This is a genomic window from uncultured Sphingorhabdus sp. (assembly GCF_937872355.1).
GTDB lineage: Bacteria > Pseudomonadota > Alphaproteobacteria > Sphingomonadales > Sphingomonadaceae > Sphingorhabdus_B.
Genome location: NZ_CALMSV010000109.1, coordinates 1 through 20409, shown reverse-complemented (window position 1 = coordinate 20409; position 20409 = coordinate 1). Strand labels below are relative to the sequence as shown.

Below are 20409 nucleotides of genomic sequence, written 5' to 3'. Positions count from 1 at the left end.
GCTTTCGAGATTGTCTGCCGGGTCAAAAAGGTTTTGCCCGCCTGTTTGTCGCTGTCCGCGTGTAAGGGCCCCCAAGCTGTCGAGGCGGCGCGCGATCGTTGAGATAAATCGGCGTTCGCCGCGACAATCGGTGGTCACCGGCCTGAAGACGGGTGGTTGAGCTTGATGGGTCCGGTTTGTGCGGCCGAGACCCTGGATAGCACGGTCGGCCCGCCAGCCTGGTTCCAAGAGGAAGTGGTGCCGTTGCTGCTGATTGGCACAATCGAGGCTCGCGTGGTAGCTCCGGCCTGTGCCGCCAGCGTCCGAGAAAATCAGAATGCGTTTGTCGCCGGCCATGAAGCGCTCGGTTTCGACGATGTTGCTTCTTGCTGATCGGCTTTCCAGATGCTGTTTGCCGTCGCTGAGCGTTATCAAACGTCGGGTTCGTCCGGTGACTTCTGCTACCATCTCCGCCCCAAAGCGTGTTATGATGGCGTCGAGCGCATTGGCAATCGGCGGCATTGCCCCGATCATTTCGATCATGTCGTTGCGAATGTCTTCCGCTGCAGCGCAATAAACCGGATTTCCGTCTGACCCGAGCATCGGTCGGGAATGCTCTTTGCCATTGTCGTCGTAATAGGTCTCCATCATACGTGTTGGGAAAGCATGTTGCAGATAGTCGAGGATCAGTTCGCGTGGCGAAAGGTCTATGTCGAGGGATGCGCGCTCGTTTGCAGTCAGTCCGGCAACGCGCCGGTCGAGCATTGCTTCTGCGGTGGATACCAGCTGGACGACGGCGCTTTTCTCGTTTTCGAGGCAGTTCTCGATAGCGGGAAACAGGGACGGTAATTTGCATGTTAGTAGCAGCTGTCCGAAAAAGCGCTGCTTGCTGCTTTCAAAGCGGGATCGGGCTGCTCCCAGGGCCTGGCCGTTGAGTGTTTCTCCGCTCGGGCTGACAATGTTGGCGAGTTCGAGCACACGGTCAAGATTTTGATGAACCTGGGCCCAGGCTTCGGCATAGATGTCGAATTCGGCGATCTGTCGTTCGTCGAGCTTGTGTTCCAATATGTCATATTCGACGCCCTCATAACTGAGCATCCTCGACAGGTAGAGGCCGGATCCTTTGAGCTCGCGAGCGACGACTTCCATTGCTGCAATGCCGCCCTTGCGGATGTCGTTTATGAATTGCTCGCGACTTGCGAAAGCAGTGTGCGGTCCCCAAAGACCTAGCCGGACTGCATATGCGAGGTTGTTGATGTCTGTGGCGCCCGTTGCTGATGAATAGACGACGCGGGCTTCTGGAAGGCGATTTTGCAGTGTTACGCCGGTAACACCTTGTAGCGATCCTTTGGTGACGCCAAATCCGGTTTCGCCACCGGCGACGCCGCCCATGGCGTGCGCTTCGTCGAAAACCATCACGCCGTCGTAATTGTCAGTGGCCCAGGCGAGTATTTGCTGCAGCCGGTTGGCTTCATCGTTGCCCGAACGCATTGTCGCATAGGTCGCAAATAAAATACCCTCGCCGAGCGTAATAGCTTCGGAGGGCTTCCAGTTCGAAAGCGGTTGGATATCGATCGGGATGCCGCCGAGCGCTTTCCAGTCGCGCCTAGCGTCATCGAGCAATGAGGCGCTTTCGCTGATCCAGATGTGCTTCCTTCTGCCGCGCAGCCATTGGTCGAGTATGATTCCCGCGATTTGTCTTCCTTTGCCTGCTCCGGTTCCGTCTCCGAGGAAGAAGCCTTGCCGATATGCCCTCCCGGTTTCGGAAGGTTCAAGCGCCAGTGATTTCGAAGAAGGCAGATATTTGCCGGGTAGATATCGTTCATGCGCGTCGCCTGCGAAGACGATTGTTTCCAATTGTGCAGCGCTCAGAATGCGCTTTGCGACGGTTTCGTGCGGCAAATGCGGCACATAGGTTGGTTTCGGCGTTGGTGTTGATCCCATTGCCATCGACTCAACCAGCTTTGACGGGTGTTCTCCGGCCTCGGGAAAAATGACCCTGCTAGGCTTGTATGGCAGGTAGAGGCCGACTTGTTCATCTGTCAGTGCGGGGTTTTCAAGAACTTCATAGCGGACGTCGGCGATTCGGGTTGCCGGTGTCGCAATCTTGATCACCGGCTTTGTCGTGGGCTTCGATTTGAACGCAGAAAACAGCCCAACTGCTGGTTTCGAGCGTATGATTGTCGTCGATTTCTGCTGCTTTATTATGGGCTTACGAGCGGGTAAATTTTCGACAATGTCAGAAAATTCGACGGCGCTTTGGCGGTTGAAGGTTGTGCAACTCGCCAAGCCCGGGAATTTGTCGATCACAAGCAGCCTAGTTGCGACAGTTGTGCCGTGCTTGCTGAAACCTTGCTCCAGTCTCAGTGTGGTCTGTAGGGTGCATCCGTTGAGTATTTTTGCAAAAAGCTCGGCGTTCTCGCCTGTGATTTTGAAATTGTCAGGCATGATGGCAATGCATCGGCCGTTGGGCGCCAGTGTCTGCAGCGCTGACTGCAGATGGCGCGCAGCGGTGTTGCGGTCATAATGACCTTGTTGCCTTGCGAATGGTGGGTTCATGATGATCACTGTCGGTTTGTCGCCGGCGCGCGCATGAATTGTTGCAGCGTCATGTTGTGTGATCTCGGCTTCTGGAAAATTTATTCGTAACAGCTCTGCGCGCAGCGGATCGATTTCGTTCAATCGCGTTTTTGCGCCGATCCACATCGCACCGATCGCCAGCAGACCAGTGCCGGCGCTCGGTTCAAGACAAATGTCTTTTGGTTGAATCGCGGCTGCATTCCAGGCGATCGCAGCCAGCGGAAGTGGGGTTGAGAATTGTTGCAAATCGACCTGGTTTTCTGACCTGACAGTCTGGGTCGGAAACTTGTCGAGAAGATTTGCGAAACGGCTTACGCGGTCTGCAATTGGTCCATCGTCTTTGGATAGCAGCAGCCATTTGACCGTTGCATGTTCGAGCATCTCGAAACTTTCGCGTTGCGACCAGAGGCCGCTCTCGCTTGTCGAGCCGAAGGCACGGGTCATCGCGCTGTTCAATGTCTTTCGGCTGATTGCTTCGCTGTTGCTGATAAGCGCTACGATGTCCGTTGCCGCTTGATCGATTATGGCGGCCTTTATGCCGATTTCGCTTTTTTGGACTGTGGTCATGGAGCCTCCTTGACGCTGCACCTATTGCAGCGCTCAGAGCCTCCTCTCCCCCTTCCCTTTTGGATATTGCGACTAGTCGCTATTTGGAGATTTGCCCGGCCTGTGGTTCGAGATTTTCGAGGCGTGCGTGAAAATGCGGTCGGTAAAGACCGCATATGTCGTCAGGCGAATAGGCGACTTCGTCGCCGGTCAACAGATGGCCGTCGCCGGGTTCGATAGTTATCGGCACATCGAGTGGTTCTTCGAAAAACGTCCCGGTGAGGGGGTTCATGCTCGCAAGCCAGCAAGGGCTGATCGTCATCGGCTTGCTAAGATCGATTTTTATCAGGTCCGTTATAGGCACTATTGCGAAGAGGTAAAAATTGAACATTGAGCTGCAGGCATTTGCAATGATGCTGGTCAGCTTTTCCTGAGAGACGATTGGGTTTCTGCGTGGTCTTTTTGCATGAAGCTTTTCGGTTGCCTCGTGCTGGTTACCGCTCATCCTGCGGAATTCATTTATCGAATAGCCAATCTGGTTGAGTGCAAATTGCAAGTCTGGACTGATGGAGAGTTCCGCCGGTTCGGACCATGGTTTATGGGAATAGATGAGATGATCTTCCAATCCCGCGGTTGGTGTGAGTGCGAAAAGCAATTCGCAGCGATCGTGTGAATCGAATAAGTCACTCGCGCGTGATCGGTCTGCATCTGCGGCTCTTTCTTCCCATTCATATCGGATCGCATCCGTCCATTTTGCAGTATCGCGTTTTCCATGCTGTTCGAGGAATGTCTCCAGATCAGGGCGCACATATTCGCTCCAGGTATAATGGAAGGACGCACCGCAGAAATGGTCTTCGAGTGCTGCATCGGGGTCTTCTCCGGCACGTTTTGCTCTTAGAATAGTAGATGCATAGCTGTTGCATTCTTTGGCTGAAAAGCTGTCTGAGCGCGAACGCGTGAAGCGTTCATGTGGATAGGCGTCGGCGAGTTCGTCGAGCCAGGCAAGGCTTTTTCTTGTCGACAAGAATGAGGCTGGCGAGCGACGGAGGTTGCTTGGGGCAATTTGCGGGATCGAATACATGGGAAGGCCTTTCCTTGGGATTTGAGGCGCGCCGGTGCGCACCCTTCCCCTCCCCCCTTTCCTTTCAGGGAACGCTCTGCGTCTTAAGCCTGCTTGCGCAGAACAGCGGGCGCAAAATGGTCTTCGCCCAGTTCAATAATGTTCCAAGGGCTTGCGGCCTGCTCCTTTTGTGATTCGATATATTGTCGAAAAAGGCCAATTGTGATCGACGGTTGCGTTGCACCGGTGGCTTCTTCGTCGGCGAATATTATTTCGGCGAAACGGCTCTTGTATTCGGCTCGGATCGATTTGAATATCTGGACGGATGTGTAGGTCCATATAGCCGCAATGATAATCGCAATCGGCCAATAACCTGAGGTCCAGGCCTTGTTTGCCCCGACAGAGGCAATGGCCAACCACAAGAGCTGGTGTACTGTCCCGGAGATCTCGCGTTGCTTGATTCTCGCGCGCTCCATATTTTTGACGTTGGCGAGAATTGCTCGGCCCTCTTCGAGGTCATTTTCCCGGAAGCATAAGGCTATAGCGTCTGCCATCGATATACTGTCATTCTCGTCGAGCTGCCAAGCTTCATCCAATGTTTTCGGCTTTGACAGGATCATGTGATCTTCGCTTCGTCGATTGTTGGTTGAGACTGTTCCCACGGAAGAAAGCTAACCTTTTGGGCGATCCTAAATCTACTAAAATCATCTTATAAAAATCCCAAGCGTAGCGCGGGAGCTTCCTGATTCTAGTATTCTAAGGATTCACGCCTCTGTCATCCGCAGAAAACCGCGGATAATTGGCCTTCAATATGTGGTTAGGGGCGGTTTGATGTGTGTTTTCGGGTGAGTCGTTATGTGATTCGGGGCGGCTCATAATGTGTTTTCGGGCACCCAATCATTGGATCAGCTTCCTTGCAATTTCGCGAGGTCATTCTTGCTGAGGGTCGACCAGGACGCATGTTTATGTGCATTGTTTTCATGTGCTTTGGGGCGGCAAAGCCTTTTATGTGTGTTTTTGGGCGGGGCGCGTAGCCGGAATGATTTAGCTCTGTTTTTCAATCGATCAGACGTTTCTTCTGCGTCCATTTATATGTGTTTCGGGGCGGAGGCGCTTTTCAAGGCTGATTTTTGGTGTTCTCCGTGCCGCTTAATGTGTGTTTTGGGGCGGCGAGTTTGAAGGCAAGATTCTATGTGTATTTTCTATGTGCGTTTTCGGGCGGCAATGTGCGTTGATTAAAGTGTGGCCTCATAATATGCTCCACATATAAAACAGGGAGCAGAGAATCATGGACCTCGACGCCAAAGATGATGACCTTTTAGCCGAGGAAAATAAAGAGCTTGTTGTCGGACGCACCATGAAAGCCGCCTATCGGGCTACTCTGGAGGGTAATCGTTTTTACCCGAAGGCCGGTGAAATAATCGAAATGCAATTCGTGACCGGCAGCATGACGCTTGCTTCGCGCAAGGTTATGTTGTTGCTTTTGCAGAAGGCTGGCGGCGATGCCGGTGAAAATAAGGTTCATCGGATCACGAAGAAAGAGCTGCGTGGCAGCCACGAAAGCAACGATCGGATTGATGATATTTTCGACAACCTGATGAACGTGAAGGTGAAAATGCGTACGACTTCGTCACGCAATCGCGCTGCAATCATTACATCCCCATTGATCGAGTGGAATATCGAAGAAGTTTCCGACGACGGTATGAGTGTTGTTGAGTATCGTTTCTCGGATGTTGCCAGGCGCGCGATGTTGGGTTCGGATTATTATGCGAAGATTCGTGTCGCGGTTGCGATGGCCTTTCAGTCGAAATACGCAATGGCGCTTTATGAACTCGGGACGCTGTATCTCAACCGGCGAGAGCCTGTGTGGAAATGCACAATCGAGGAGTTTCGCGGATTTCTCGGGCTACCAGTCAAGATTTATTCCAACTTCGCGCAGCTTCGCCGTGAGGTATTGGCCAAATCCAAGGCAGAAATTGACCAGCTTGCCGATTTCGTGATTGATTGGCAGGAGATCCGCGGTGATGGACGCGGGCGGCCTGTTAAGTCGCTCGTTTTGAGTTTTCGGCCGAAAGATGCTTCACTGGTCGATGCGGCCGCCCAAGAACTTGACCGGCCTAAGGTAGGCAGGATCGCTCGGCGTGACGGGACAGTTGAGGAAATTGTGGAATTGCCAAAAGTCGTGGCCATTCAGGACGCTCATTTGTTCCCGCAAACGTCTTTGCATTTTGGGGGTGATCCTCGGATCAATCAAATCGCAGTGGATTTCGGCGGTGGCTGGGACCGCGATATGCTTGCTGATGAGTATCGACGCATGATGGGTGATAAGCTCAAAACGCTCCGCGGCCCTGCCCTGCTTCGGTCTTTCGAGGGATTCTGCAAGCGGTTCGTTGAAACCAGAGGGCGTGCCTAGTTCGGTTGCGATCTAGGTCTGTTTATAGTCCTGATCGTTTTTTGAGCTCTTCGATAGCTTCCCAATAGGATCTGAAATTGTGCTGGTTGGTGAATTCTACAAACCAGTCAATGGTGTCTTCCGGCCCTTTGATGAAGATCGATTTGCTCGGCTTTGCAACAATTCGCCGACCCGTTGATTTTGGAACCTTAGTTTCGAGCTGGCTTCGAAAGCCAAGCCCCTCCCCTGCCCTTTCTGCTGCTGCAGTTGTTTCGTCCGACAGTCTGATTGGTCCTTTGGGAATCCCGCTTAGATCGTTGGCTGCTGTATCCGTCGATTTGTTGTGGCGCTTGCCAAAACCGAAGTCTCCACTCATCAGCTTAGTCCTTTTCCAATGTCCTTGAGCACTGATATCACTTCGTCTGCGACACCCGCTGCATTGTCGCGCGCGGCCTCTATGTTCGACGTATCTGATGGCTTCAGCTCGTCGAGCGTTGCGGAAAATTCAAATATGTCGCGATAAGCGGCCCGTTCTACCAGCCCTGCCTGCAGGCAGGGTATGTCATGTTCCGCAAGTGCCGCTTTGATTCGTTTGAGTGTTCTGCTTTCGACCGCGGCGGCATCACGGCTTCTGACCAATCGATATGGTATGTCGCGTTTTATTATGTCACTTTCTTCAAGGACCAGCTCGACAGCCTTTGATGCTAGGTTTGCATCAATCGATGATGGGTTCATCGGTATGAGGACTAGGTGTGATCGGGTCATGGCCCGCGATGACATTCGGTTGGCGGTTCCTTCTAGGTCGATGAACACAAAGTCGTGATGTTCAGAAAGCTCTTCCGCAAGTTTTGCTATTCTCGATTCTTCTGTGCAGGCCTCGATATGGAATGGGAGATTTTTGCCTCTGGCAGCTCTGTCATTCTTCCATTTCATTATGACAGCGTTCGGATCGGCGTCGATCACAGCAACTCTGCCGCCTCTGCGTGACATTTCCTGTGCCAAGACAAGCGCTAGTGTCGTTTTGCCAGAGCCGCCTTTGGGATTGATAAATGATATAGCCGCCATATTGCCTCCATATGCTATGCATTGGCTATCTATCGCCAAGACAATCGAATGCCAAGCAATATTCTTGCGATTGACGTTGCATAGCCAATACACCGGCAATAGATAGGCGATCTATTGGATATCCTTATGTCACATGTAACGGTTCAGAATGTCCGAAACGTCGTTCCACTCCTTATCAAACTGCTCCAATATGTCGTCGACAGACCGGGCAGGGGTGGCAGACATTGCTGGCCGACCCACGGGAGCCTTGATAATGTTAAGTCGTGTTGCCATGTCCCGCGCAATATACATTTTCCACGACGAGGCCGCTTTAATCGGCGAGATAATCCCGAGCGCGACCGCGCGTTTCATCAACTTGCCGGAACCTGAGGTGCTCAATCCAGTTGACCGGGCGAACGATACTGGTGTGATGACGGGCTTATCCAAAATCAAAATGCACAATGTTTTTAGACTGTTCCGACGAAGCTCACTCGAAAGTGATCGAGTCATGTCGGACACCAATCTCTCCAGGCCATCAAGAAGATGGCTTCCGTCTTGAGCCGCTTGCGTGAGGCGTTTGAGAGACCGACGGAGATTGCCTTCAGCGTTACGGGGCATAGAGCGGAAGGCTGGATCGCCGCCTGCGAGGCAGGGAAGGGGGCTTGAGGTAATGTTCATGCTGTGGAGCAGCTGTGGCATTCTCAGCCAGCAGTCGATGGAATGGTCGTGTCGCGACCAAAAGGCGTTGACTTCCAGCGCTCGTAGCAGTTGTGGGGCTGTCTCCCAATTTGGCGGCGGATCAAAAGAAAATGGAAGATTTTCATTCCAATGAGTAATCGGGCGAGCATCCAACTCAGTTTGCCATTTTGGCAAGCTACTGACGATATCTAAATTTCGCCGGTCGATGTCTCGATCGCTCACGATACCGAAATCGGCATTAAATACATCAATTTCTTCGAGTTCGATATGCTGGGCCCGCAAGGCAGCGGCGAAGCCTCGGTAGCTGGCTCGCTTTAACCAGGACTGTTTGAAGAAACTGGCAGAAACCCTTGCGTCCAAGCGAGAAATAGCAGCTACACAATCGGCGAGGAGGCCCGCAATTTCGGCGTTCCACTCAACATTCAGCAGACTGTTGCGCGCGTCATTCATGTCATTTTATAGACCGAAGCAGTTCCCTCCGTCCAGCCTATTACTGGCCTAGCGGTGATAATGGGGGTTATCACACCTCTACTATATTGGTATAGCCAACCAAATTTCGCGAACCACAGCAAAAATGGAGACTATGCTGAGCAATAACATCCTGGCCGCAGCTTCCGTAGAGCCTGCTGATCTTATCGACGATTTGCGCGCGGTCGAGCATTGGTCGGAGAGGATCGATGTCGAACGCCTCGATGCGGCCTTCCGTGCCTGGGCCCACAATAGCCGCCGGGCCTTTCGGGCTGATCTAGCCATTTGGTTGCGCTGGTGCCGGACCAATCGCCTCGATCCGGCGAGGGCAGTCGCAAGCGAGGTTGCGCGCTTCATACCCAGTCTGGTTCCCGGAGAGGATAGGCAAGGGCGCCCGCGCGCGGCAGCGACCATCAAACGCTATATTGTGCATGTCGGCCGTGCTTATCGTTTGCTCCGTCTTGTTGATCCGACCGATGACGAGCTGGTTGCTTATGAGCTGAAGGCTGCCCGCAAAAAGGTTGGCTCTAAGCAGCGCCAGGCGCTCGGTTTGCGGTTCAAGGGCGATGTCGTCGATCTGGATGGGCCGGAGGCTGCCTTGTCGCTCAAAACCCTCCTTAAGGCGTGCAGGCGTGGCAGCTACGGCCGTTTGGATGCTTTGGCCCTCCGGAACATTGCCATGCTGCGTGTTGCCTATGATACCGGGCTACGCCGATCGGAGCTGGTGCGGGTCGAAGTGGCGCACATCGAGGGACCAGATTCCGATGGGGCAGGGCGGTTGTTCATTCCGTTCAGCAAGACTGACCAGGAGGGGGAAGGGGATTATGCCTTTCTCTCGCCGGCGACGATGTCGGCGCTCAAAGACTGGCTAAGCGAAGGGCGTCTCAAAACCGGTCCGGTCTTTTGCCAGATCAAAACGCATTTTGATGGCTCAATTGCCATGATCTGCAAAAATGCGCTGCATCCGAATTCGGTTGGCGAGATCTATAAACGGCTCGTTCGCACCGCGCATGAGCGCGGTTTGTTGGGGCAGATGGGAGAAGTTGAGCTTGAGCGGGTGGTCAAGAGCATATCAAGTCATTCGATCCGTGTAGGTGTCGCACAGGACAATTTTGCGGCCGAGGAAAGTTTAGGGGCCATCATGCAAGCCTACCGGTGGAAGGATCCTCGAACAGTGCTCCGCTATGGAGAGAAGCTTGCGGTGCGCGGAGGGGCGAGTGCGAGGATGGCAAAGCGTTTCGCTCAGTGAGCCAGCGGCTTGACATTGTGTCGACGTGTCGACACATGTTGCGAACACTGAGTCGACTCGAAGGAAGAGTTAATGCCGGAAGGTCAGGGTTCACAAATTGTCGGTTTTAGGCTCGACACTGAACTTGCACGCAAAGTGAAGGCAGAGGCAGGCCGTCGAGGTATTCGTTTGAACGTTTTGTTTGAAGAGCTGTGGGCCGGTTACGAGAAGCAGGCCAAGGCTGTGCCAAAGAAATGATTATCCAGACGGAACGCGACCTGATCGCCTTGGCGCTGGCGCTTTTGCCGCCGCGATTAACAATAACGGCAGTGGAGCAGGCTGCTTGCAGGGGCATACGGCCATATCGAAATGTTAGCGTCACGAACGAAGTTCGCGCCAGTATCTTAAGCGGCAATGATCCGCTAGGAGATGCTTTTGCGCGCGTTAGATCAGCAGCCGTTCGCCGGGCAGATGGGGCGACTTACACGCCAGCCCCCATAATTGCTTCTATGACCGCATGGGCGGCCTCAGAAGGTGAGCCAACTCGCGTTGTTGACGCTGGTGCTGGGTCTGGACGCTTTTTACTTGCTGCAGGTCTGCTGTTCCCCAAGGCGCATTTGGTGGCTATCGAATATGATCCAGTTGCCGCCTTACTCCTTCGCGCCAATCTGACTGTTGCCGGGTTGATTGGTCGGTCGACTATTATGGTTGAAGATTATCGACTTGCATCGGTTCCAAAAATTGAGGGCAAGACGCTATTCATCGGCAACCCGCCTTATGTTCGGCACCATCTGATCGACGAAAGTGCCAAACAGTGGTTCGGCGAGGTAGCTGCGAGTTATGGCGTGAAAGCTAGCAAGCTCGCAGGGCTGCATATCCACTTTTATCTTCGCACACTCCAGCTCGCCCAGCCCGGTGATTACGGGGTATTTATTACCTCCTCTGAATGGCTCGATGTGAACTATGGATCAACTCTGCGAAAGTTGCTCGCAAGCGAACTAGGGGGCGTCGCGCTTCACGTTCTTGATCCCGCAGCCATGCCTTTTGCCGACGCAATAACCACAGGCGCGATAACTTGTTTTCGCGTTGGTCGGCGTCCAAAACAATTCAGGGTTCGAGCGGTAGAATCGCTGGACCAGCTTAATGGGCTTTCGTCTGGACGATTGGTGCCTTGGGCGACGGTTGAAGCTGCCAATCGATGGTCCATTATTATCCGTCCGGGGCCAGCGGTCCCTGCGGGCTATATCGAACTGGGCGAACTTTGTCGGGTACATCGAGGCAGCGTCACAGGACACAATGACATATGGATCGCCGGAGACCATACCACTGCACTTCCGTTGGACGTGCTCACCCCCACAGTCACCAAAGCTCGTGACCTTATTCGTGCGGGAGACAACCTCATCGATGATATGGAACTTCGTAAGGTTGTGGACCTTCCGGCGGATCTTGACGAGTTGCCTGCGGCGACGCGTGCCAGTGTCAAAAAATTTCTGGTTTGGGCTAAGAAACACGGTGCCGATAAATCCTATACGGCGCGCAACCGCCGTGCTTGGTGGTCGATAGGACTTAAAGCTCCGGCGCCGATCATATGCACCTATATGGCGCGCCGTTCACCTGCCTTCGTCCGAAATCTCTGTGAGGCACGGCACATCAATATTGCTCATGGCCTCTACCCGCGTGATCCTATGACGGCTTCGCAGCTCGATCTGTTAGCTGGATGGCTCCGCAAAAATGTCAGCGTCGAAAGTGGGCGAACCTATGCAGGTGGTTTGACGAAGTTCGAGCCCAAGGAAATTGAGCGGATTGCTGTGCCTAGACTTGAAAATATGCCAATATGAAATCACCGCCTCAATGGACGGAGGCCGAGCTGACTGTCGAGGCCAGCAAATCGCGTCAGCTTTTTATTGACGAGCGATTGAAGGAACCTTTGGAACGCTGGATCTCTACCTTTGCAAAATATGAGATGCAATTTCAGCGCCTTTTTAATGAATATGGTGTCGCTAATCCGTCATCGTTAACTCCCGAACAGCTAGCGGCAGTTTTCAGGGATCAGCTTGGCGACGCGCTGCGTTATTTGGCTGGGCCGCCAATCTCAGCCGATGACTTAAAAGTCCTTGCGGACGCGTCGCTCGCCCCCGGCGTGATCGCAGCAAACCCAGACCAGGCACAGCGAATACTCGATACGATATTGATCGCAGTCGATCCTTTGCGCTTTCCGTGGATTGCTGAGGATCGCGAGCCAACGGCTGAAGAGCGGACAGTGGCGATTGTAGCGAGCGCAGCCCTAATCACAGCGCAGCGTGTGTCTACTGATCGGCGTAACCTTGGAAAGGAAGCGCAGGAATCGGCAGTGAAGGCGTTTCTTACCGATATGGGGTTCAAGAATGCGGGTACGCGGGTCATTAACACTCTCGCTGATGCCCCCGAAAAGGGCGAATTCTGTGGGGAAGCGTTGGTAGGAAGTAGGAAGGCAGATATTCCGGTTCGTTTGTTCGATGGTCGCCTTATGCCGATAGAGTGCAAGGTCTCCAACAGCGCCACCAACAGTGTTAAACGCATCAACAATGATGCAGCCGTGAAAGCCGGAATTTGGCATCGAGAGTTCGGTACCAACCAGATCGTACCTGTTGCGATGTTGTCCGGCGTATTCAAGGTCCGTAATCTGAAGCAAGCACAGACTGGCGGCCTTACACTGTTTTGGGCGCACGATCTGGCCCGAATGCAAGAATTTGTCGAGAGTACTAAGACCGGCTAACGATCGCAATTCTAATATGTTGGGGCAATCGTATCCGGTCTTGGTTGCCCCTTTCATTGTTGCAACGTGTACCATATTTGTTCCAAACGATGGGAATGTCGATTCGGCCCCTGCCATTGTCAAACTGCGAGACGCTCGCAGAGATGTTGGTGTCCGGCAGGGAGGCTTTTGCTTGGTGTCACGAATGTGGGCTGCAGCGGCAGATTGACATTGAGCAACTGTCCGCGAGGGTAGGGGAACAATATTCCCTCATCAATCGCCGAAGCCCTTGCCCTGAATGCGGCGCTTGGATGCGCTTTCATTATCGACAGGCTGCCTTATACCCGATGTGGGAGCATATCGCATTCTCCGGCGATTTTCTTTGGGAACGCGCAGCTGCTTCTGTCGGCAGAAAAACACTCAATCTCCCAAAGGATGCTCGCGCAGCTTAATCGTTCGACTTTCGTTCTCTCTTAGCGTTGTTTAGCGTACCATCAACGCTCTGCCCTCAACAGCGAAATCGCCAGCATGGTCTGGTCTGGCGATCATTGGGATATCGAGACCAAGGACGGGCACAAGGACAGCGCTCATGTCGCGATCATGGCGACAGGCGTGCTGCATCATCCAAAGATTCCCGATATAAAGGGGCTCGAAAGCTTCGCCGGTCGCGCGATGCATACAGCCCAGTGGGATACTGCCATCGATCTGACCGGTAAGCGCATAGGCGTGATTGGAAACGGGTCGACCGGCGTGCAGATGGTTACCCATCTCGGCAAGCATGGCCATGATATTGTCCATTTCCAGCGGTCTCCGCAATGGATCATGCCATACCCCAATTTCGAATATAGCGAAGAAGACAAGGCGAGGTTCCGCGCCAGCGTCGAGGCCATTGATGCCATTCGCTATGACGAGACCTATTGGGCCAATATCCGCCGTTTTACTTCGGGCATCACCGATTTTGATAGCCCGCAGATCCATGAGATTGAGGAGATTTGCCGCAATTTCCTGGAAAACGCGGTCGTCGATCCGGTGCTGCGTGAGAAGTTGCGCCCCACCTATAAGGCCGCGTGCAAGCGGCTTATCTATTCTTACGATTATTACAGCGTCGCCCAGATGCCCAATGTCGAAACCATCGTTTCCGGTATCAAGGAGATCGTACCCGAAGGAGTGATCGACAATGACGGTATATTGCACCCGCTCGACATATTGGCGCTGGCAACCGGCTTCCATACCGATCGCTTTGTCCGCCCGATCTCGATCAAGGGCCTGAACGGCCGCGATATTGAGGATGCTTGGGCGGAACGCTGTGCCGCCTATATGGCCATCTCCATCCCCGATTTCCCGAACCTTTTCCTCTTCAACGGGCCAAGTTCGCCTGTAGGAAACTTCTCGTTGATCGACGTAGCCGAACGGCAATGGGGATATGTCGCGCAACTTCTGGATCGTGTGTCGAGCAGCAACGCCAGCGGCATTGTTGCCAGCAAGGCAGCCTTTGACGATTATGAAGATCGTCGGATAAAGGCCGCAAAGGCAACGATCTTTGGATCAGGCTGCACAAGCTGGTACCTAGACAAGACCGGCGTTCCGATCACCTGGCCCTGGGATTATGATGCCTTTGCCGACGCCATGGCAAAGCCCGATTTTGATGCTTTCGATATGGTATAAAACAGGGGCCTAGTGCCCCTCAATACCATTCCAGCCATTTGGTTGTGTCGATCCGCGCTTCCGGTTTGCGTCCCGTTTTCGCCAATAGGTGAAAGCTCAGCCGCTCGTCCGCAGGGATCGGGCGGGCGATTTCGTAAACCCGGTCATATTCGCTATGGGCGATTTTCCAGCCGTCCGCAGTCCGCACGTAGCGATCGCGGTAGATCGCGGTTCCGATCGTGTCTTCCTGCCGAATCGGATCGATGAACCGATCCTCGAGATACCATGTGCCCTCGGCACTGTCGGGTCCGGTAAAGCCGATCTCCGGGCAATGGCCGTGATGCTGGGCAACAATATCGCTGTTGAATGCACTGCCGATAAAATCGACCATGTTCTGCCGCCCCTGAAGCTTCGCGCGGTAGCCGCCTCCGCGATAGTCAATCGTCACATCCTCGGTGAACACGCTGGCCAATTCAAGCTCGTTTCCGGTATCGATCGAGCGGAAATAGCGGTGCTTGAGTTGTTTGATATCCTCAAGGTCGGAAAGTTGCTGGAGGGTGAAGGGCATTATGCGGCCTCCCCGAAACTGGCTGGGGGATCACCCATCACGGCGACCATTGTGGCGCCCGCATCATCGACCGAATGGATCAGGCAGGAAAGCCGCCGCGAACGCGTTTCGGCCATCCACCAGCGGCCATCCTGCTTCACATAAACATCGTCATATTCGACACCCATTTGCGTCAACGTCTTGGTCGCCAAGTTGATGTTATGAAAGAACAGCGACCACTGCCCCGTCGCGCGGGTTTCGCTTTCGAAAGTCACGATGCCGTTTGCGCCATGGTGGATATCGAATATCCCCGGCGCGCAGCCCATTTGGGAATAGATGGCGACAAAATCGTCACGATTGTCGAACGGCGGGAAGCCGTCATAGGCAATCACCGCGCCAGTCGGCAGCAGGCAGTCGCGAACGGATTCAGGATCCTTGCTGTCGCAGGCGCGAAGGTAGCGCGCCTTGAGGTCGCGGATAGCGCGATCATCCTCCAATCTCTGCAATCTTTCTTCGATTCCCATCCCGCTTTCTCCTTTGCGTAGAGAATGAAGTCAGTTATTACGCAAATCAAGGTTTAATGGAGGAACAGATGCGCTTTCAGGGTAAGCAGGTTTTGGTAACTGGCGCGGCTTCAGGGATTGGCAGGGCAACCGCAATCCGCTTCGCCAGCGAAGGCGCCTCGGTGACCATCGGCGATGTCAACGAAGCGGGCTTGCAGAAAACCGCAGAGATGATGGACAGCGCTCCGCGTATCCAGCCATTCGATGCGACCGACTTTGAAAGTTGCCGCGCGCTGGTCGCTACCGCGGCTGCCGACGGGCTTGACGTGCTGTGCAATATTTCGGGCATGCTCAAATGGGGGCCGAGCACCGAATTTGCGGTCGAAGATTTCGAACGCATATTGAAGATCAACACCACAAGCGTCTTCGTATTGTGTCAGGCCGCGCTCCCCCACCTGATCAAGAGTAAGGGCAATATCGTCAACACCGCGTCGACCGCTGCCTTGCAGGGCATCGCTTACACCATCGCCTATTCGGCATCGAAGCATGGCGTCGCCGCGATCACCAAGGGGCTGGCAGTCGAGTTTGCGGCAAAAGGTGTCCGCATCAACGCTATCTGCCCAGGACATGTCAACACGCCGATGGGCAATTCGGCCCCGCCAGCGGGCGACGTCAATTGGGATCTGGTGATGCGCAACGCGCCCAAGCTCGAAAACGGCAGTTGCGAGCCGGAGGATATCGCTGCACTCTTTGCCTATCTGGCAAGCGAAGAGGCACGCAAGATCACTGGATCACTGTTCACCATCGACGGCGGGCAGCTGGCGGGATAGGCATTGGGATAAGGATAAGGAGAGAGGAAATGACGACGATACAGTTGGAGAAGATGTCAGAGCATGTCGGCACCGAGATGCTGGGACTCGATCTGAACAATCTAACCGACGGCGACGTCGCGGCAATCAAGGCAGAGCTTGCGGCACGCGGTCTTGTAGTGTTTCGCGACCAGCAGATTGATGAACAGGGGCACATCGATTTCGCGCGCAAGATCGGACCAATCGTCGTGAACAACTATTTTCCGGAGAATGGCAAGTTCCCGGAAATTGCCGAAGTCCGCAAGGCGGAGACGCAATTGGCGAATATCGGCGGCGGCTGGCACACTGACCACAGTTACGATCAGATTCCCGCGATGGGATCGATCCTGGTCGCACGCGAGCTCCCACCTGTGGGTGGCGATACGCTATTTTCCAGCATGGCGGCTGCTTATGAATCACTTTCAGACGGGTTGAAGGCGACGCTGGAAACTTTGCGTGCGGTGCACACCGCAGACCATATTTACGGGCCGCAGGGCTTCCTCAGCAATTCTGATCAAGGATCTGATCTTAAAGGCCGGGAACTCAAGACACATGCGGTGCACCCTCTGGTGATCCGCCATCCAGATACGGGGCAGAAACTGCTCTATGTCAATTCCGCTTTCACGACGCATATCGAAGGCTGGAGCCGCGACGAAAGCCTTGCACTCCTCAACTATCTTTACTCGGTTGGAATACAGGATGAATTCCAGTGCCGCCTGAAATGGCAGCAGGGCACGGTTGCCATGTGGGACAACCGATCGACCTGGCATTATGCGCTCAACGATTATCATGGCCACCGGCGGCTGATGCACCGGATTACGATCGACGGCGTGCCTATCCACTGAACCCGAGCAAAGCCTGTGCACCTTCGCTGCCGTCGAGCGGGGCGTTCACGCGCCGCTCGACACGCCAGCCGCCGTCCGTGCGGACCAGTTCCCAGCGATTGGCGGATACGCGCCAGACTTCGAAGCCCGACGGAGTGTTGCGAAAAAACAACGCTGTGCCCCCGCGCCACTGCCCTATCGCCGTCAAGGTCTATTGCGACGGGGCCCAGCAGAGGGCAGAGCGTGGAAAGTACGCTAAACAACGCTAACTGAGAACAAAACGGAAAAACTTGTTTAGTTTTCTCGCGCCTGCAATTTGCCCAGCGATGAGATCAATCCAGGAGGGCAGGGGGCTGTCTGGACGAGCGAGGAGCGCCTTCACAAGATGCAATGGGGGTTTACCACGCCAAAATTCAGCAAGCGAGATCCGACCAAACAAATTAAGCCCGATATTTGGAACAACGCTCGCTCCGAGAACCTTCACATTCCGCTGTGGAGGGAGAGCTTTGCGACCCGCAGATGCCTAATTCCGGTTATGCGCTTTGCCGAGGCCGAGGGACCGTCCGGCAATATGACCAGAACCTGGTATTCAGTTCCTCGCGGCGATTATGGTGACGGAGATCATTTCTCTGTTGCCGGCATTTGGCGCGAGGAGGAGGAGGGTAATGTATATTCGATGGTGATGACACGGAGCGCGCCACCTGTATCTCGGATTCATGATCGAATGCCGGTAATCATTGCCCCCCAAGATAGGGAAAACTGGCTGCTCGGTAGTCCCGAACAGGCGAAGGGTTTGTGCCGGCCTTGGGCCGGTCCTCTTGATGAGGATCGAACGCCCGAAAAATGGTATAGAGCTAAGGGAGACGGAGCAAATCTGCCATAGCTGCTCTTCTTGCTTGATCAATTCTGTTTAGCCATTACGTCCAGTCGCGCTACTTTGGAGGGAACCATGTCGGACGTTGAAGGAAATGCAGAATTATTCATTACGCTGACCGCAGACATTGTTGCAGCGCATGTCAGCAATATTAGCGTGGCCGTTTCTGATCTACCTCTGCTCATCGGGAATGTGCACAGCGCGTTGTCGAGCCTTTCCACTGGATCTGTTCAAGCAGCTCCACCGCAAGAGCCAGCGGTCCCGATCCGTAATTCGGTAAAGCGGGACTATATAATCTGCCTTGATGACGGTAAGAAATTGAAGATGCTGAAGCGGCACCTGATGACACATTATGGTATAACGCCTGAGGAATATCGGGCAAAATGGGGTTTGGCGGCCGATTATCCGATGGTTGCACCCGGCTATGCGGAGACCCGGCGCGCCCTCGCTCTTTCAATTGGTCTGGGCAAGAATAGCAGCGGTGGCAGAAAGCGGAAATAGTCCAGTCTCGCCATCTGTGCCTGACTAACGAAATATTTGGATTCTGCGACTAATTTCACTCCAAGCGGTTTTTGGAGCGATCGATGGTGCGTTCGGAACATGAGCGATTAAGCTGTCATCCTGAAGAGGAAAGCCTTGGTGTCGTTGCTGATAACCTGTTCCTCGATGTGAGACACCGCATAATGACGGCCGACTTCGGGCCGGGCAGTTTCTTCGATTGTCGTGCGCTTGCCTCAGCGCGAGGAATGGACGAAAATGTTGTCGAGTCTGTTGCGAGGGCGTTGAAGTGTCACGGCTATGTGACGGAAATGGGCGGCGGCAAATATCTGGTGAAGGGATGGTCGGCAGATGACTTTATGGCTGCACTCAGCAAAATGCGTGAAAGCCAACGCAGCACAGCGCAGCAATATTCGCGTCAGATATCTGACGATCACGCTCGTCGTCTCGCTTCTTGCCTTGATTTCAGGGTGTCTGACAATCCTGGGGCCCACGATGTCGAGCGCTTTTTCATCCGTTGGTGGATGTTCTTTCATTGCACCTTGCACGCTTATGGCATGCAGTCGTTTCGGACGCTGACATTGACCATTACACCGCCATATCTGCGGCGCCGCCTGATCACCGGTCTGTCGCCTGAGCTACTCAATGCAACTTTCGCCGGCCTGCGCCAGCTGTCAGCTGCCTTTGATGGGAAGCAAGTTGCTGAGGCTGGCTCACTTGTCGATCAATATGTCGATGCTATATCCCCGATCCTCACGGATACGAACGAAGCCTATAATCGCTTTCGTGGCAGCGCTGAGATTGACTATGCTTTTGCGCCTATTTCCGGCAAACCTCTGTTCCGCGAACCTGGTGATCGGCGGCCTGACATCCATAGGGGTTATCGTGAGCCGCTCAATTGGGAGCAGTTTTTGGAAATGCGGCTTTAATGTCGCCGGCAGCCGCTACAGCTCTGCTTCAAATTCGCCGCTTAAAATCGTATCTTTGCATTCTTGTTACGACTCGGTTGACGTCGTTCGGATCTTCGGGATTAAGGCACCACATTTGATCAGTCGTTCACGAATGTCTGGTCGAAAAACAGTATTCTTGGGGTTGGTGTATTTCCATATCCATCGGTATTCTGGGTGCTTCACACCATATTTAGCGTCGCCGCGTTCAATTTCAGAAACCAACCGTTCGAGCTTCTCGCGTGCTGCAGATATGCTCGATTCTTTCGGAATCAATGCGCCGCATTTGATGAGCCTTTCACGCAGATCAGGCCTGTAACAAGAACGATATGGCGATACGACGCGTCTTAGTATGTCTCCCGTGCTACCGTGAGAGTCTGACAGGGATGGCATTTTCAATCGTCCAGCTTCAATGTCAGCAACAATTTGATCGGCCTTTTGGACTTTTGGACCTTCGAATATATCGGTCAGGTCTATTCGGTCGCGCTCCAGATGACCCGTGGCGTCTATGACGTCAAACAGCGCGATCTTTGTAGCTCGTACAATTTCACTGCCAACTGCATAACTTTCGATTGTTGGTGCTTTGACCACATGGTTACTTGAGAAATTAACTTCTTGTAGCAATTTTGCGGTGTCGGCCAAGGCTGCAGCAGTCATTGTTAGGTCTTCGTCGGAATAGACTTTCTGTAGCTGTCCCGTGAAGTGGTTCGCGAATTCCCGGTTGTGAGCTGCAGCGATACTGATGGCATCTACAGCGTAATAGTATATGCTGGTTGATTTCCTTGCGGAGCGTCTCACCAGTCGACCAATTTTTTGTACTGCAGCCCGATAATTATATGCATTCCACGCGCAGTCGAAGCCATAGGTCAGTTGTGGAAAATCAAATCCTTCGCGCAAGCGATAGACAACGCATGCAACTTTGATGATGCCCGATGGATTAGTTAGCGTCCGCGCTCGTGGTGTAATTTCCGGTGTAGGCGATGGTGTATTCCGG

At 53.7% G+C, this 20409-nt stretch carries 21 protein-coding genes; 11 read left to right on the top strand and 10 right to left on the bottom strand.

Annotated features, from left to right (window positions below; translation table 11 throughout):
- The 3 genes from Q0239_RS06280 to Q0239_RS06270 form a co-directional block, all read right to left on the bottom strand.
- Positions 1-3126, bottom strand: a 3126-nt coding sequence (locus tag Q0239_RS06280) for a strawberry notch-like NTP hydrolase domain-containing protein (RefSeq protein ID WP_298599987.1), incomplete at its 3' end; no start/stop codon positions are given.
- A gap of 79 nt (positions 3127-3205) precedes the next feature.
- On the bottom strand, positions 3206-4129 hold the full coding sequence (locus Q0239_RS06275) for a hypothetical protein (protein WP_298599985.1): 924 nt from the start codon (positions 4127-4129) through the stop codon (positions 3206-3208).
- Between the two features lie 140 nt (positions 4130-4269).
- Positions 4270-4785: a hypothetical protein gene (locus tag Q0239_RS06270; protein WP_298599984.1), complete on the bottom strand. Its 516-nt coding sequence runs from the start codon at positions 4783-4785 to the stop codon at positions 4270-4272.
- A gap of 668 nt (positions 4786-5453) precedes the next feature.
- Here Q0239_RS06270 and Q0239_RS06265 point away from each other — a divergent pair.
- Complete coding sequence (locus tag Q0239_RS06265; protein ID WP_298599983.1) at positions 5454-6578, top strand: replication initiation protein; 1125 nt, start codon at positions 5454-5456, stop codon at positions 6576-6578.
- 22 nt (positions 6579-6600) lie between these two features.
- Here Q0239_RS06265 and Q0239_RS06260 read toward each other — a convergent pair whose 3' ends face one another.
- The 3 genes from Q0239_RS06260 to Q0239_RS06250 all read right to left on the bottom strand — a co-directional run bounded on the left by Q0239_RS06260 (position 6601) and on the right by Q0239_RS06250 (position 8750).
- Complete coding sequence (locus Q0239_RS06260; protein ID WP_298599981.1) at positions 6601-6933, bottom strand: hypothetical protein; 333 nt, start codon at positions 6931-6933, stop codon at positions 6601-6603.
- Positions 6933-7622: a ParA family protein gene (locus tag Q0239_RS06255; RefSeq protein WP_298599979.1), complete on the bottom strand. Its 690-nt coding sequence runs from the start codon at positions 7620-7622 to the stop codon at positions 6933-6935. Before Q0239_RS06255 ends, Q0239_RS06260 begins: the two co-directional genes overlap by 1 nt.
- A 129-nt stretch (positions 7623-7751) precedes the next feature.
- Positions 7752-8750, bottom strand: coding sequence for a hypothetical protein (locus tag Q0239_RS06250; protein ID WP_298599977.1), 999 nt, complete (start codon positions 8748-8750; stop codon positions 7752-7754).
- Positions 8751-8883: 133 nt separating this feature from the next.
- Between Q0239_RS06250 and Q0239_RS06245 the strand changes: the two genes are divergently transcribed.
- From Q0239_RS06245 to Q0239_RS06225, 5 genes are all read left to right on the top strand, one after another.
- Positions 8884-10017 carry a tyrosine-type recombinase/integrase gene (locus Q0239_RS06245; protein WP_298599975.1) on the top strand — a complete coding sequence of 378 codons (1134 nt, stop codon included), beginning with the start codon at positions 8884-8886 and terminating at the stop codon, positions 10015-10017.
- 72 nt (positions 10018-10089) lie between these two features.
- A complete protein-coding gene (locus tag Q0239_RS06240; protein WP_298599973.1) occupies positions 10090-10254 on the top strand; it encodes a hypothetical protein in 165 nt (54 codons plus the stop codon).
- A 251-nt stretch (positions 10255-10505) separates the two neighbouring features.
- Positions 10506-11834, top strand: a complete 1329-nt coding sequence (locus Q0239_RS06235) for a hypothetical protein (protein WP_298599971.1) — start codon at positions 10506-10508, stop codon at positions 11832-11834.
- Positions 11831-12751 (top strand): XamI family restriction endonuclease, encoded by a 921-nt coding sequence (locus Q0239_RS06230; protein WP_298599969.1) that lies wholly within the window; start codon positions 11831-11833, stop codon positions 12749-12751. Before Q0239_RS06235 ends, Q0239_RS06230 begins: the two co-directional genes overlap by 4 nt.
- A 498-nt stretch (positions 12752-13249) precedes the next feature.
- Positions 13250-14395 carry an NAD(P)/FAD-dependent oxidoreductase gene (locus Q0239_RS06225; RefSeq protein WP_298599989.1) on the top strand — a complete coding sequence of 382 codons (1146 nt, stop codon included), beginning with the start codon at positions 13250-13252 and terminating at the stop codon, positions 14393-14395.
- A gap of 19 nt (positions 14396-14414) precedes the next feature.
- Here Q0239_RS06225 and Q0239_RS06220 read toward each other — a convergent pair whose 3' ends face one another.
- Together Q0239_RS06220 and Q0239_RS06215 are read right to left on the bottom strand one after the other, a co-directional pair.
- Positions 14415-14942, bottom strand: coding sequence for a nuclear transport factor 2 family protein (locus tag Q0239_RS06220; RefSeq protein ID WP_298599967.1), 528 nt, complete (start codon positions 14940-14942; stop codon positions 14415-14417).
- Positions 14942-15445 (bottom strand): nuclear transport factor 2 family protein, encoded by a 504-nt coding sequence (locus Q0239_RS06215; RefSeq protein WP_298599965.1) that lies wholly within the window; start codon positions 15443-15445, stop codon positions 14942-14944. The genes Q0239_RS06220 and Q0239_RS06215 overlap by 1 nt, the downstream gene beginning before the upstream one ends.
- 68 nt (positions 15446-15513) lie before the next feature.
- Between Q0239_RS06215 and Q0239_RS06210 the strand changes: the two genes are divergently transcribed.
- Complete coding sequence (locus Q0239_RS06210; protein WP_298599963.1) at positions 15514-16254, top strand: SDR family NAD(P)-dependent oxidoreductase; 741 nt, start codon at positions 15514-15516, stop codon at positions 16252-16254.
- 29 nt (positions 16255-16283) lie between these two features.
- Positions 16284-17117 (top strand): TauD/TfdA family dioxygenase, encoded by an 834-nt coding sequence (locus Q0239_RS06205; protein WP_298599961.1) that lies wholly within the window; start codon positions 16284-16286, stop codon positions 17115-17117.
- On the opposite strand, the gene Q0239_RS06200 is transcribed toward Q0239_RS06205, so the two are convergent.
- Complete coding sequence (locus Q0239_RS06200; RefSeq protein ID WP_298599959.1) at positions 17107-17268, bottom strand: nuclear transport factor 2 family protein; 162 nt, start codon at positions 17266-17268, stop codon at positions 17107-17109. The two genes, Q0239_RS06205 and Q0239_RS06200, sit on opposite strands and share 11 nt — an antisense overlap.
- Positions 17269-17412: 144 nt before the next feature.
- Here Q0239_RS06200 and Q0239_RS18170 point away from each other — a divergent pair, with 144 nt between their 5' ends.
- From Q0239_RS18170 to Q0239_RS06190, 3 genes are all read left to right on the top strand, one after another.
- Entirely contained in the window at positions 17413-17979 is a 567-nt protein-coding gene (locus Q0239_RS18170) for an SOS response-associated peptidase family protein (RefSeq protein WP_367276071.1), read from the top strand.
- A 66-nt stretch (positions 17980-18045) separates the two neighbouring features.
- Positions 18046-18471, top strand: a complete 426-nt coding sequence (locus Q0239_RS06195) for a MucR family transcriptional regulator (protein ID WP_298599957.1) — start codon at positions 18046-18048, stop codon at positions 18469-18471.
- A 308-nt stretch (positions 18472-18779) separates the two neighbouring features.
- Entirely contained in the window at positions 18780-19397 is a 618-nt protein-coding gene (locus tag Q0239_RS06190; protein ID WP_298599955.1) for a hypothetical protein, read from the top strand.
- 66 nt (positions 19398-19463) lie between these two features.
- Here Q0239_RS06190 and Q0239_RS06185 read toward each other — a convergent pair.
- Positions 19464-20409: hypothetical protein (locus Q0239_RS06185; RefSeq protein WP_298599953.1), on the bottom strand; the 946-nt coding region annotated here is incomplete at its 5' end.

Excerpts from the sequence above, each read along its gene's own strand:
- Q0239_RS06270 (WP_298599984.1), bottom strand. The coding sequence starts at position 4,785 with ATGATCCTGTCAAAGCCGAAAACATTGGATGAAGCTTGGCAGCTCGAC.
- Q0239_RS06265 (WP_298599983.1), top strand. The coding sequence starts at position 5,454 with ATGGACCTCGACGCCAAAGATGATGACCTTTTAGCCGAGGAAAATAAA.
- Q0239_RS06260 (WP_298599981.1), bottom strand. The coding sequence starts at position 6,933 with ATGAGTGGAGACTTCGGTTTTGGCAAGCGCCACAACAAATCGACGGAT.
- Q0239_RS06255 (WP_298599979.1), bottom strand. The coding sequence starts at position 7,622 with ATGGCGGCTATATCATTTATCAATCCCAAAGGCGGCTCTGGCAAAACG.
- Q0239_RS06250 (WP_298599977.1), bottom strand. The coding sequence starts at position 8,750 with ATGAATGACGCGCGCAACAGTCTGCTGAATGTTGAGTGGAACGCCGAA.
- Q0239_RS06245 (WP_298599975.1), top strand. The coding sequence starts at position 8,884 with ATGCTGAGCAATAACATCCTGGCCGCAGCTTCCGTAGAGCCTGCTGAT.
- Q0239_RS06240 (WP_298599973.1), top strand. The coding sequence starts at position 10,090 with ATGCCGGAAGGTCAGGGTTCACAAATTGTCGGTTTTAGGCTCGACACT.
- Q0239_RS06235 (WP_298599971.1), top strand. The coding sequence starts at position 10,506 with ATGACCGCATGGGCGGCCTCAGAAGGTGAGCCAACTCGCGTTGTTGAC.
- Q0239_RS06230 (WP_298599969.1), top strand. The coding sequence starts at position 11,831 with ATGAAATCACCGCCTCAATGGACGGAGGCCGAGCTGACTGTCGAGGCC.
- Q0239_RS06220 (WP_298599967.1), bottom strand. The coding sequence starts at position 14,942 with ATGCCCTTCACCCTCCAGCAACTTTCCGACCTTGAGGATATCAAACAA.
- Q0239_RS06215 (WP_298599965.1), bottom strand. The coding sequence starts at position 15,445 with ATGGGAATCGAAGAAAGATTGCAGAGATTGGAGGATGATCGCGCTATC.
- Q0239_RS06210 (WP_298599963.1), top strand. The coding sequence starts at position 15,514 with ATGCGCTTTCAGGGTAAGCAGGTTTTGGTAACTGGCGCGGCTTCAGGG.
- Q0239_RS06205 (WP_298599961.1), top strand. The coding sequence starts at position 16,284 with ATGACGACGATACAGTTGGAGAAGATGTCAGAGCATGTCGGCACCGAG.
- Q0239_RS06195 (WP_298599957.1), top strand. The coding sequence starts at position 18,046 with ATGTCGGACGTTGAAGGAAATGCAGAATTATTCATTACGCTGACCGCA.
- Q0239_RS06190 (WP_298599955.1), top strand. The coding sequence starts at position 18,780 with ATGGGCGGCGGCAAATATCTGGTGAAGGGATGGTCGGCAGATGACTTT.